Source organism: Geotalea uraniireducens Rf4 (assembly GCF_000016745.1).
GTDB classification, from domain to species: Bacteria; Desulfobacterota; Desulfuromonadia; order Geobacterales; family Geobacteraceae; genus Geotalea; species Geotalea uraniireducens.
In genome coordinates, this window is the sequence record NC_009483.1 from 4,390,539 (window position 1) to 4,402,446 (window position 11,908).

Genomic DNA, 11,908 nt, shown 5'->3' on the forward strand with positions numbered 1-11,908 from the left:
CTTCAAGCACCTGCATTGCTTGAATATCACGGCAACTATGCTATTATTAATCCTCATTTAATGCTACACTGTCGGATGATCCCATGCAAAGCGCACCCTTCATTCTTCCCGATGATGACCACAACAGAACCCTGGTTGACAACGTCCACCCCGGTAACTGGACAAATCCTGCTCCTGCCGAGCGTTACAACCTTGTGGTTATCGGCGCAGGCACTGCCGGGCTCGTCACTGCCGCCGGCGCCGCCGGCCTCGGGGCAAAGGTAGCCCTCATCGAGCGACACCTCCTGGGAGGTGACTGCCTCAATTACGGCTGCGTCCCCTCCAAAGGAATCATCCGTGCCGCCCGGGCTATCCATGACGTGCGAACCGCCCATGAATTCGGTGTGGACGGGGGAGAAAGTCTCCCTATAGATTTTACGGCCGCCATGAAGCGGATGCGGCGAATAAGGAGCGAGATTAGTCCCCACGACTCGGCCCGGCGCTTCCGGGACGAGCTGGGGATCGACGTCTTCTTCGGCGCGGGAAGCTTTACCGGCTCCGACTCCGTCGAGGTCGGAGGAAAACTGCTGCGCTTTAAAAAGGCGGCCATTTGCACCGGGGCGAGGGCTGCCGCCCCTCCCATTCCGGGGATCGTTGAAGCGGGCTACCTCACCAACGAAACGGTCTTCTCCCTCACCGAACTGCCGCAGAGGCTCGCCGTCATCGGCGGCGGCCCCATCGGCTGCGAGATGGCCCAGACCTTTGCCCGGCTGGGGAGCAAGGTGACCGTCCTGGAATACTCAGACCACCTCCTTTCCCGGGAAGACGCCGACGCTGCGGAAATCGTGCAGAATGCCCTGATGGATGACGGGGTTGAGCTCTGCCTGCGAGCCAGCATCCTGGCTGTCGCAAGACGCGACAACGACAAGATCATCACCGTCGAGCAGGATGGAAAAGGGATGGAGCTGGCGTTCGACGAGATCCTGGTCGGTATCGGCCGGGCTCCCAACATGGAGGGGCTGAATCTGGAGGCGGCAGGGGTTGCCTACGACCCTAAAGTGGGAGTAACGGTGAACGAGCGGCTCCAGAGCACCAACCCGCGGATCTTTGCCGCCGGCGACATCTGTTTCCCTTACAAGTTCACCCACTCCGCCGACGCCCTGGCACGCATCCTGATCGCCAACGCGCTATTCATGGGACGGCAGAAGACATCTGCCCTCACCATCCCATGGTGCACTTATACCGAACCGGAGATCGCCCACGTGGGGATGTACGAGCGGGAGGCCCGGGAAAAGGGGATCGAGGTGACGACCCTGACCGTGCCACTCAGCGAGGTGGACCGGGCGCTCCTCGACGGAGAGTCGGAGGGGTTTGCCCGGGTGCACCTGAGAAAGGGGACCGACCGGATTCTCGGCGCAACCATCGTCGCCCGCCATGCCGGCGAGATGATTAATGAGATGTCGCTGGCCATGACCGCCGGCCTCGGCCTCTCAGCTGTCGGCAAAACCATTCATCCCTACCCCACCCAGGCGGAGGCGATCAAGAAGCTCGCCGATGCCTATAACCGCACCCGGCTCACCCCATTCGTGAAGAAAATCCTCAGCGTCTGGTTGAAATGGCAGAGAAAAACGCAATGAATCGGAAAAAACTCGTTATACTCACAATTGTCGCTGCACTCATCGCCCTTTTCTTCTACTTCGATCTGGGGAGATATCTGACTCTGGAATCATTAAAGGCCAACCGGCTGACCTTGGTGCGTTTCCACGATACACACAGAGTGGCCACGGCAGGGATATTCATGGCGGTTTACATCGTGCAGACCGCCCTCTCCCTTCCCGGCGCAGCCATACTGTCGCTCGCCGCAGGCGCCGTATTCGGAGCGGCCATGGGGACCATCTATTCCAACATAGCAGCCACCCTCGGCGCCACCCTCGCCTTCCTGGTGGCCAGATATCTTTTCCGCAATTCGATCCAGAGCAAATTCGGGGTCAGGCTCAGCAAATTGAACACCGAGCTGGAGCAAAGGGGGCTCAACTATCTGCTTTTCCTCCGCCTGGTGCCGGTCTTCCCCTTCTTCCTCATCAACCTGGGGGCCGGATTGACAAAACTGCCGCTGCGGACTTTTTTCTTCGGCACCATGTTCGGCATTATCCCCGGTGGTTTCGTCTATTGCAACGCCGGGGCCAGCCTGGCATCCATCAACAGCATGAGGGAAATCGCCTCCCCGCGGGTGCTCGGATCCTTTGCCCTGCTGGGCCTCTTTGCCCTGGTGCCGGTGTTTTACCAGAAACTGAAAGCAAGAAAACGGGAATCGGGGATCGGGGATCAGCAATAAGATGTGGAACCACCAGTTCCCAGTTCCCAGTTCCCAGTTCACTATTCACGGAGTCAAGATGGTCGCTGTCTTCAAAGAACGCTTACTGAAAATCAACCCGGTTTACATCAGATTCGATTCACTGCAGACACTGCAGCTCAATCTCGGCAATCTCTGCAACCTGAGCTGCAGCCACTGCCATGTAAACGCTTCCCCACACGGCAAGGAAATCATGGACAAGGAAGTAATGACGAAGGTCATAGCCTTCCTCGCCCGGCAAAGCGGCATCACCCTGGACATAACCGGCGGCTGCCCCGAGCTGAACCCCCACTTCCGTTTTCTCATCGAGGCAACCGACGGCCTCTCCCCCCGCCGCATCGTGCGGAGCAACCTGGCCATCACGCAGGAAGCGGGGATGGCGTGGCTGACGGAGTTTTACCGGGAGCACGATCTGGTCATCACCGCATCCCTCCCCTGCTACCTTGAGGAAAACGTGGACCGGCAGCGGGGCCAGGGGGTCCACGCCAAATCCATTGCGGCTCTGAAGAAACTGAACGCTCTCGGCTACGGAAGGACGCACGAACTGAACCTGGTCTATAATCCTGGTGGAGACTACATACCCGGCGCACAGAAAGAGCTGGAGACTGCCTATAAGGCCGAATTGCTCGAATGCTACGGCGTTACGTTCAACAATCTCTACGCCATTACCAACGCACCGATAGGCCGCTTCAGGGAGTACCTGGAAATGAAGGGAGCCTATGAGCGTTACCTGAACCTGCTGGCCACCAGCTTTAACCCGGACGCCGCCCAAAACATCATGTGCCGCACGCTGGTAAGCGTCGACTGGAAGGGTTTTCTCTACAACTGCGACTTCAACCAGGCCATAGGTCTCCCCATCACCGATGAAGATGGCGGCATACTGATGATCGACGATCTGGAAAATGCGGCCAGAACCGGCAATGAACTGTTCCTGGCCCAGCACTGTTACTGCTGCACCGCAGGTGAAGGCTCCAGCTGCACAGGCGTACTGGCGTAACCGGAGAGCGTATCGTTTCGGACCTTGTGCGATATTTTCAATCATCTTACGGAGGGAATAATGGACAAACTGCATCTCTGGGAACGGTATAAAAGTCATCTGAATGTCAACCCTGCCATCGGCCTCATGCTCGACATCAGTCGCATGGATTTCCCCGACGGTTTTTTCAATGACATTGAACAGCGCATGCAGAAGGCCTTTAACGACATGGCCGAGCTTGAGGGGGGAGCAATAGCCAACCAGGACGAAAGGCGGATGGTCGGCCATTACTGGTTAAGGGAACCGAACCTTGCCCCGACCGGCGGACTTGCGGCGGAGATAGCGTTCACGCTGCGAGGGATAAAGGAATTTGCCGCCGGGGTCCATGACGGGACTGTGACCGCCCCGACCGGCAAACGCTTCATGCGGATGCTGGTGGTGGGGATAGGCGGCTCTGCCCTGGGTCCCCAGTTTGTGGCCGATGCACTCGGCTCGGCAGCAGATCGGCTAAGACCGTACTTCTTCGACAACACCGATCCGGACGGCATGGACCGGGTCTTGGCGGAGATCGGCGCTAGTCTCCGGGAAACCATGACCATCGTCATTTCCAAGAGCGGCGGCACCAAGGAAACAAGGAACGGCATGCTGGAGGCAAAACGGGCGTATCATGCAATGGGACTTGAATTCGCCGAACACGCCGTTGCAGTGACCGGCAAGGACAGCGAACTGGACAAAACAGCCGTACGGGAAGGGTGGTTGGCCCGTTTCCCCATGTGGGACTGGGTGGGCGGCCGCACCTCGGTAACCTCGGCGGTGGGGCTTCTCCCTGCCGCCCTCCAGGGGATCGACATTGCCGCGCTGTTGGAAGGGGCACGGCTCTGCGACGAAATCACCCGCGGCAGGGAAACCCGCGCCAATCCTGCCGCGCTCCTGGCGCTCATGTGGCATCACGCAACCGCCGGTCGCGGCGCGAAGGACATGGTGATCCTCCCCTACAAGGACCGTCTCCTCCTTTTTTCCCGCTACCTCCAGCAGCTCATCATGGAATCCATCGGCAAGGAGCGGGACCTGGACGGCAACATCGTCAACCAGGGAATCGCGGTCTACGGCAACAAAGGCTCCACAGACCAGCACGCCTATGTGCAGCAGTTACGGGAAGGGGTGAACAACTTCTTCGTCACCTTCATCGAGGTGCTGCAAGACCGGGAAGGGAAATCCATGGAGGTGGAAGCAGGTGTTACCAGCGGTGACTACCTGAACGGCTTTTTCCAGGGGACGCGGCAGGCTTTGTATGAAAATGGCAGGGAATCCCTGACCATCACCGTCGACCGGCTCGACGCCCGCACCATCGGCGCCCTGATCGCGCTTTACGAACGGGCAGTCGGCTATTATGCCAGTCTCGTCAATATCAACGCCTATCACCAACCGGGAGTGGAAGCGGGGAAAAAGGCAGCGGGAGTAGTGCTCAACCTGCAAGGTGAGGTGCTGTCGTATCTGCATCGTGCCCAAGGGATGGAATTTACGGCAGAGGAGATGGCCGCCGCCATCGGAGCAGAGAAAGAGGTGGAAACCGTTTTCAAGATTCTCCTCCATGCATCCGCCAACCCGGGCCACGGCATAGCCAGGGAAGCGGGTGAAACCGTTTTCGATTGGAGATTCCGTTCCGTGCGCTGATTTTGTCGGCCGCAACGGAACACCTGCTACTCCCGGTCTCGCAGCTTCAAGGCTTCGGCATAGACATCGCTGCGGGGGAGGCCGGTCTCCATGGCCACCAGTTTCACCGCATCCTTCAACGATAACTCACCACGGTCCAGATAATCGCCAAGCAATTCGGCGAGAGGCCGGGAGGTTCCCTCCTCCCGGCCGCCGCTCCGGGGAGCGACGAGGACAACCACTTCCCCCTTGATCTTGCGCTCGTTAAGCTGGTCGATGACAGCGGAGATGTCCCCCCTGATGAATTCCTCGTAGACCTTGGTAAGCTCCCTTGCAACAACTATTTCCCGATCGCCGAGGATGTCCCGCATGTCGGCCAGGGCCGCGTGAAGCCGGTTGGGCGATTCATAAAAGATCAAGACGCGGCGCTCGTCCCTGAGCAAGGCGAGCTTATCCCGACGCTTACCCTGGCGATTGGGGAGAAAGCCTTCGAAGACGAAGGTATCCGTCGGCAGCCCCGAAGCGGAAAGGGCGGTGATGGCTGCGGACGGCCCCGGAACCGGCACGACGGTGAAGCCGGCGGCAACCGCATCACGCACCAGCTGATAGCCCGGATCGGAGATGCACGGCGTGCCGGCATCGGTGATGAGGGCCACGGTGCGCCCTTCCCCGAGCTGGTCCAGGATATACTTCCCCTTCAGATGCTTGTTGTGGTCAAAGTAGGAGGTAAGCGGCTTCGAGATGCCGAAGTGGGAGAGGAGCTTGCGGGAATGGCGTGTATCCTCGGCGGCGATCAGGTCGGCCTCTTTCAGGATGCGCACCGCCCGGAAGGTGATGTCTTCCAGGTTGCCGATGGGGGTGGCCACAATGTAAAGGGTTCCGGTGGGTTCAGACATTACTTTTTCCTATAAGCCACAACCTGCGTGTCCTCCGGGTAAAAAGGACCGAGGATCGAAGAACGAGGTTTTGGTTGTTCTCGGTCCTCGGACCTCGGACCTCGTGCCTCGATCCTGCCTTATTTCCCCCAGTCGCGGGAGTAGCGGAAGTCCCGGTCGATGGTCCGGGTGGAGACCTTGGCGATCACCGGCAGACGGCGCTTGAAGTGGGAATTCTGCACCTTGCCGTAAATCTTGTCGATGAAGTCGGCGGAAAACCCCTGGGCAATGAGCTCTTGACGATTGCAGCGGAGATCCACCATCTGGTAAAGGAGTTCATCAACCTCACGGTAGGTGAAGCCCAGTTCCTGCTCATCGGTCTGCCCTGCCCAGAGATCGGCGGAAGGTTTTTTCTCAATGACCTCCCGCGGGACCCCCATCGCCTCGGACAGCTGCCAGACCTGGGTTTTGTAGATGTCGCCGATGGGATTGAGGGCGCTCGCCATGTCACCGAAGAGGGTGCCGTAGCCGAGCAAGAGCTCGGTCTTGTTGCTGGTGCCGAGCACCAGGGCTGAGTAGGCCGCAGAATGGTCATAGAGGATGGTCATCCGCTCCCGGGCCATCTTGTTCCCGCGCCGCATGTTGTCGGCATCGGGGACCATTTGGAAATAGGCGTCCACCATGGGGGTGATCTCGATCACCCGGTAATTGATACCGAGCCGTTCGGCAACCAGCCGGGCATGGGCCTCGCTCTCCGGGTTGCTGGTGCGGTAGGGCATGGTGCAGGCATAAACATTTTCCGGGCCAAGCGCTTCTGCGGCCAGGTAGGCGACAAGCGCCGAATCGATTCCGCCGGAAAGGCCGAGCACGGCCTTTTGCAGCCCTATCTTACGCACTTCTTCCCGGATAAAGCCGACAAGTATCCGGCGCAGTAATTCCGTATTCATCGCAAGTCCCGCCATCAGCTTTCCCTCTCTATCTCGATCCGTCGCAGCTCCGCCATGGTAATGGAAAGGCTTTCGTCACGCATCATGGGGGAGAAAATCCGCTCCCGCCTGAGCGCCCCCTCTTCCAACCGGGCAAGGACGAAATCCTCTTCGAGGATCTTTCCCCGCTCGCTAACGCTGCCGCATGGCGCCACCGACTCCGACCCCCCCCAGAAATTCACCCCGTCCTCATAGCCGACCCGGTTGCAGTAGAGCACCCGGGAGTTAAGAAACATGGCCGTTGTGGAGGTAAGCTTCTGCCAGGCCTTGGTTGAACCGAGACTCTCATCCTCACTGATGCCGCGCCCCGGACTGCTGGAGAGACAAAGCAGGGTGGTCGCCCCGTCCATGGCCATGATGTAGGGGGCGGACAGATGCCACATGTCCTCGCAGATCAGCATCCCCATCCGGCCGTACCTGGTATCGAAAGCGCGGAACCTTTCACCGCGGGCAAGGTAGCGCTGCTCGTCGAAGAGGCCGTAGGTAGGGAGATAAACCTTGCGGTGAAGATGCTTTATTTCGCCGTCTTCCAGGTAGATTGCGGAATTGAAGAACCGGTAGTCCGAAGAAACCTCGACGAACCCGACCGCAATGGAGATCCGACGGGACAGCTCCTTCAGCCTGCCTATTTCGGGTGCATAGAGGGAAAGCGCCACTTCCGGTACCAGGTCCTTGAGAAAATAGCCGGTCAGGGCCAGCTCGGGAAACAGAATCAGACCGGCCTGCGACTCTATTCCCCGTTCAACGGCGGCCTCAACAAGGGCAAAATTATCGGCAAGGCAGCCAAGCTTCGGCTTGATCTGCGCCAGGGCAACGGTAAAATCCATGGTATTCTCCGCAGTTTTTTCACTAAATTAACACAGCAGAAGCAGCTTGGCAAATTTTTGCCGGCTGATTCATTCAATTACTATGCAGTTTCACCACACACTGTCGACAATCCACCATCGACCGGAGTCAGTACGCCAGCTCAAAGGCATCTTTGATGTGCTCAATCTCCGGCACAGCATGATCCCGCTGGAGGATGGCGACAACATCGAACCGGGCAGGGGCATCCAGAAGCATTTTCTTCGCCAGCCAGGTGAGGGCGGCCTTGGAGATCTGCCGCTGCTTGAAAGGGGTGACGGATGCTTGCGGCGGGCCGCAGGCTTCATTCCTGCGGGTCTTCACCTCAACAAAGACTATGGTCTTGCCGTCTCTGGCTATAATGTCGACCTCACCACACTTACAACGGAAGTTTCGTTCAACAATGGCGTATTTCCGCCCTTTCAGATAGCAAACGGCGATCGCCTCACCCTGCTCGCCGAGGCTCTTGTTATCTGCCCTATCCTCACTCCTCACTCCTCACTCCTCACGTACTCTTTAACGCCACGAAAAGTCTTTCGGTGAATGGCACAGGGCCCAAGCTCGGCAATGGCCGCCATGTGCGAGACGCAGCCGTACCCCTTATGAGCGGCAAAGCCGTAGCCGGGAAACCGGGTTTCGTAATCCATCATCAGCCGGTCACGGGAGACCTTGGCGATAATCGAGGCTGCAGCAATGGATAGGCTCAGGCTGTCGCCTTTTTTTATGGTCTTTTGGGGGATGGAAAGGGGAACCTTGGAGATGCCGTCAATGAGCAGATAGTCGGGTGGAATACATAGCATTGATACCGCCTGTTTCATGGCGGCAAGGGTGGCCTGCAGGATGTTGATCTCGTCGATGAGGCCTGCATCGCTGCTGCCGACCCCGACCGCAGATGCGGAAGCCATGATGAGATCGAACAGTTCGTTCCTCTTGACTGGGGAGAGCTTTTTTGAGTCATTTACTCCTGGAAGTTCGACTCCATTGGGCAGTATGACAGCGGCCGCCACTACCGGACCGGCCAGCGGTCCGCGGCCGGCCTCGTCAATGCCGGCAATGCATGCGTATCCCTGGCGTCGAACCAGCGATTCGAATTCCAGCAGGGACGGCCTCTCTTCACAGGGGAACAGATTCAAAGTCTTCATATGAATCCAGGAAAGGTGTAAAGTGAACGGTTAACATCAAAAGCAAAAGCCCCGGCACTGCCGGGGCTCCTTCGCGTTCTTATTCCAATGCCAAATCAAGGCGCTATCTTCGTTGGCTCGTCTTCGGCTCCTCAACGTACTATCTGTACGCTTCGTCGCCTCACTCCTCGCCGCCTCGATTTCATCCTTGATTTGAAATTGGAATTACATGCCTGCCACGTATTTCTTTTCCTTGATTCGCGATGCCTTACCGCGCAGCTTGCGCAGATAGTAAAGCTTGGCACGACGGACCTGGCCGCGGGTTATCACCTCGATGGCGTCAACGGACGGCGAGTGGAGGGGGAAACTTCTCTCTACGCCGATCCCGTTGGAAATCTTGCGCACAGTGAAGGACTCGCGGATTCCGCCGTTCTGACGGCCGATCACCACACCCTGGAAGACCTGAATACGGCTCTTGTCACCTTCAACGATCTTCACGTGGACCTTCACCGTATCACCGGGTCTGAACACGGGGATGTTTTTCTTCATCTGCTCCATTTCAATAAAATCGATCTTGTTCATTTTTTTCTTCCTCCCTTATCTATGCAGCCAGAGCTTTATTTAATATGCAGAATTACCTGTGAATTCTGTTGCCATTCTTCATTTTTTCAACCATCAACCATCAACCATCAACCATCAACCATCAACCATCAACCATCAACCATCAACCGCATTGCTATCGTTCGCCAAGCAGCCGGTCGAGGATGATGGCTGCCGCCGAGCGGACAGACAGATGGTTATAGGTGCCGCGCCCCTTGATCGGCTCCAGGACGTAATCGGCCCGGTTGAAAATTTCTTCCGTCATTCCCCACCCAGTACCAAACAGCAGCAGATAGGGCTGAGCTGCATCCCGGAAGAGTTCTCCTAGCTGGGCAGAAGAGATGCTGTTCGCGCGCCCCTGGGCACCGGTGACAACAATCTTCGCCCTCTTGCCGTGACTCTTTTCCAGGTCATCAAGAGCCATATCCAGGGAATCGACAACCTGCATAAGCTCAAGGGCCGCCTTGCGCTTGGGATTGTAGGTGGCGCCCCAGCCGTCCAGCCAGTGAGACCTGATCCGTTCCGACAGAGTGCGCTGTTCCGCTACCGGCGTTATCACATAGTAGCGATACAGGCCGAAGGTCTTGGCTGAACGGGCAATGTCGTGCAGGTCGAGATTGGTTACCGCAGTGGCCACGACCTGTTGATTTTTGTCGTATACCGGGTAATGGAGCAGGGCAATGCTCACATTCGGAGCGGTTGGAAGATTATCCGTCACTGCCGGCTACCCTTTGCAATTCCTCAAGATATTCCCTGTCGCTTGCAGAGAGATGCGCATCCGTCAGCAGATCCGGCCTCGATGCGGCGGTGCGGCCCAGAGACTGTCGGCGCCGCCACTTGGCGATCTCCTGATGGTTGCCGGATAAAAGCACGCTCGGCACGCCCAGTCCCCGAAATTCCGCCGGCCGCGTATACTGGGGGTATTCGAGAAGACCATCGGCAAATGAATCATTCACGGCAGACTCGTCACTCCCCAAAACACCGGGAACAAAACGGGAAACAGCGTCAACGAGCACCATGGCCGCCATCTCGCCGCCGGTCAGGACAAAGTCGCCGATGGATATCTCGTCGTCAACGAACAGTTCCCTGACCCGTTCATCCACCCCCTCGTACCGGCCGCAGATGATAATCAGCGCTTCTTCACGAGCCAGCTCTTCCGCCACAGCATGGTTGAAGGAACGCCCCCGCGGGGTGGTAAGGATGACACGCGCCCTGGGACTGCCTACCTTGGCATGTTCAATACATGCCGCAAGGGGCTCCACTTTCATCACCATCCCTGCGCCGCCACCGTAAGGGTAATCGTCCGTTACGCTGTGCCGATCAAAGGCAAAATCCCGAATGTTATGGAGTTTTACCTCAATAAGTCCCTTCTCGGCAGCGCGCTTGAGAATGCTTTCCGTTAACGGACCATCAAACATGGCGGGAAAGAGCGTCAAAATATCGAATTTCATAGATCGAGCAGCCCCTCGGGCAGGCTGACTGTCATACGTTTTGCATCCGAATCCACATCCAGCACAACATCCGCCAGGGCAGGAATGAGTATCTCCCGTCCGCTCCCCTGGACCACATAAACGTCATTACTACCGGTCACGATAATATCCACCAGTTCTCCGAGAGACTCCCCCTCTTCGGTTACCACCTGCAACCCCAAAAGGTCGCACCAGTAATACTCGTCTTCGGGAAGTTCCGGCAACTGCTCGCGCAGGGCGTACAATTCTCGCCCCACCAGATGAAGCACCTGATTTATATTATCAAACGCCTTAAGGGTAATAATGACCTTTTTGCCGTGGGCCTTGGAAGCCGCAACTGCAAAGATTTCCATCTCCCCGCCAGGCTTTTTCACCATAATCGATCGCAATGTCAGCAGGCTATCCACGTCGCCGGAAAAGGGGGTGATACGCAATTGCCCCCTGACCCCGTGTGTTGCCGAGACCTTACCGATCAGAACTGTTTCGTTACCGCTGGACATCACTCTACTATCTTCAGGACCGCCTTCTTGTTATCCTTTGTTGAAACAGCGTTGAGCAGGGTACGAATAGCCTTCGCCGTCCGCCCCTCTTTGCCGATAATCCTGCCCATGTCTTCTTTCGCCACAGTCAGCTTGATAACGGTAGTCTCTTCCTCCATCTCCTCGGTTGCTCTTACCTGATTGGGGTCGTCAACAAGTGCTTTAGCGATGGTTTCTACGAGCTCTTTCATGTCGCTGTCCTCTGTAAGTGTAGAATGTCCGGCGTGCCGGCGGAAAAAACAGGATTATGCAAGCTTGGAAACGAATTTTTCCCAGATACCGGCTTTTTTGAGGATCTGCTTGACGGTATCGGTAGGCTGTGCGCCCTTGCCAAGCCATTCAAGAGTCTTTGCCTCTTCCAGCTTGAAGACGGCAGGGTTCTGGTTCGGGTCATAGGTTCCGACATTTTCAATGAAACGGCCGTCCCGCTTGCAACGTTCGTCTGCAACCACAACCTGATAGAATGGTTTTCTCTTTGCGCCGGCGCGTGCCAGCCTGATTTTTGTTGCCATTT

At 57.3% G+C, this 11,908-nt stretch carries 15 protein-coding genes; 4 read left to right on the forward strand and 11 right to left on the reverse strand.

The window, feature by feature from the left end:
• The first annotated feature begins 83 nt into the window (after positions 1–83).
• The 4 genes from GURA_RS19090 to GURA_RS19105 are packed head-to-tail and all read left to right on the forward strand — an operon-like array spanning position 84 to position 4,982.
• Positions 84–1,616 (forward strand): mercuric reductase, encoded by a 1,533-nt coding sequence (locus GURA_RS19090; protein WP_011940551.1) that lies wholly within the window; start codon positions 84–86, stop codon positions 1,614–1,616.
• Entirely contained in the window at positions 1,613–2,314 is a 702-nt protein-coding gene (locus tag GURA_RS19095; RefSeq protein WP_041245557.1) for a TVP38/TMEM64 family protein, read from the forward strand. The genes GURA_RS19090 and GURA_RS19095 overlap by 4 nt, the downstream gene beginning before the upstream one ends.
• Before the next feature lie 58 nt (positions 2,315–2,372).
• Positions 2,373–3,329: an arsenosugar biosynthesis radical SAM (seleno)protein ArsS gene (gene arsS, locus GURA_RS19100; RefSeq protein ID WP_041245558.1), complete on the forward strand. Its 957-nt coding sequence runs from the start codon at positions 2,373–2,375 to the stop codon at positions 3,327–3,329.
• A 60-nt stretch (positions 3,330–3,389) separates the two neighbouring features.
• Positions 3,390–4,982: a glucose-6-phosphate isomerase gene (locus GURA_RS19105; RefSeq protein WP_011940554.1), complete on the forward strand. Its 1,593-nt coding sequence runs from the start codon at positions 3,390–3,392 to the stop codon at positions 4,980–4,982.
• 26 nt (positions 4,983–5,008) lie between these two features.
• On the opposite strand, the gene rsmI is transcribed toward GURA_RS19105, so the two are convergent.
• The 11 genes from rsmI to rpsP form a co-directional block, all read right to left on the reverse strand.
• The gene (gene rsmI / locus GURA_RS19110; protein WP_011940555.1) at positions 5,009–5,857 is read right to left on the reverse strand and encodes a 16S rRNA (cytidine(1402)-2'-O)-methyltransferase; all 849 of its coding nucleotides are present in this window, start codon (positions 5,855–5,857) and stop codon (positions 5,009–5,011) included.
• Positions 5,858–5,976: 119 nt separating this feature from the next.
• Entirely contained in the window at positions 5,977–6,798 is an 822-nt protein-coding gene (locus GURA_RS19115) for an NAD+ synthase (RefSeq protein WP_011940556.1), read from the reverse strand.
• Positions 6,798–7,649, reverse strand: coding sequence for a nitrilase-related carbon-nitrogen hydrolase (locus GURA_RS19120; RefSeq protein ID WP_011940557.1), 852 nt, complete (start codon positions 7,647–7,649; stop codon positions 6,798–6,800). Before GURA_RS19120 ends, GURA_RS19115 begins: the two co-directional genes overlap by 1 nt.
• A 127-nt stretch (positions 7,650–7,776) precedes the next feature.
• A complete protein-coding gene (locus GURA_RS19125) occupies positions 7,777–8,160 on the reverse strand; it encodes a YraN family protein (RefSeq protein ID WP_011940558.1) in 384 nt (127 codons plus the stop codon).
• Positions 8,157–8,807 carry a ribonuclease HII gene (locus GURA_RS19130; protein ID WP_011940559.1) on the reverse strand — a complete coding sequence of 217 codons (651 nt, stop codon included), beginning with the start codon at positions 8,805–8,807 and terminating at the stop codon, positions 8,157–8,159. The genes GURA_RS19125 and GURA_RS19130 overlap by 4 nt, the downstream gene beginning before the upstream one ends.
• 204 nt (positions 8,808–9,011) lie before the next feature.
• A complete protein-coding gene (rplS, locus tag GURA_RS19135; RefSeq protein WP_011940560.1) occupies positions 9,012–9,368 on the reverse strand; it encodes a 50S ribosomal protein L19 in 357 nt (118 codons plus the stop codon).
• 154 nt (positions 9,369–9,522) lie between these two features.
• Positions 9,523–10,104, reverse strand: coding sequence for an RNA methyltransferase (locus tag GURA_RS19140; protein WP_011940561.1), 582 nt, complete (start codon positions 10,102–10,104; stop codon positions 9,523–9,525).
• Positions 10,094–10,837, reverse strand: coding sequence for a tRNA (guanosine(37)-N1)-methyltransferase TrmD (gene trmD / locus GURA_RS19145; RefSeq protein ID WP_011940562.1), 744 nt, complete (start codon positions 10,835–10,837; stop codon positions 10,094–10,096). Before trmD ends, GURA_RS19140 begins: the two co-directional genes overlap by 11 nt.
• Positions 10,834–11,355 carry a ribosome maturation factor RimM gene (gene rimM, locus GURA_RS19150; RefSeq protein ID WP_011940563.1) on the reverse strand — a complete coding sequence of 174 codons (522 nt, stop codon included), beginning with the start codon at positions 11,353–11,355 and terminating at the stop codon, positions 10,834–10,836. Before rimM ends, trmD begins: the two co-directional genes overlap by 4 nt.
• A complete protein-coding gene (locus GURA_RS19155) occupies positions 11,355–11,585 on the reverse strand; it encodes a KH domain-containing protein (protein ID WP_011940564.1) in 231 nt (76 codons plus the stop codon). Before GURA_RS19155 ends, rimM begins: the two co-directional genes overlap by 1 nt.
• 54 nt (positions 11,586–11,639) lie before the next feature.
• The gene (gene rpsP / locus GURA_RS19160) at positions 11,640–11,906 is read right to left on the reverse strand and encodes a 30S ribosomal protein S16 (protein WP_011940565.1); all 267 of its coding nucleotides are present in this window, start codon (positions 11,904–11,906) and stop codon (positions 11,640–11,642) included.
• Positions 11,907–11,908 lie beyond the last annotated feature (2 nt).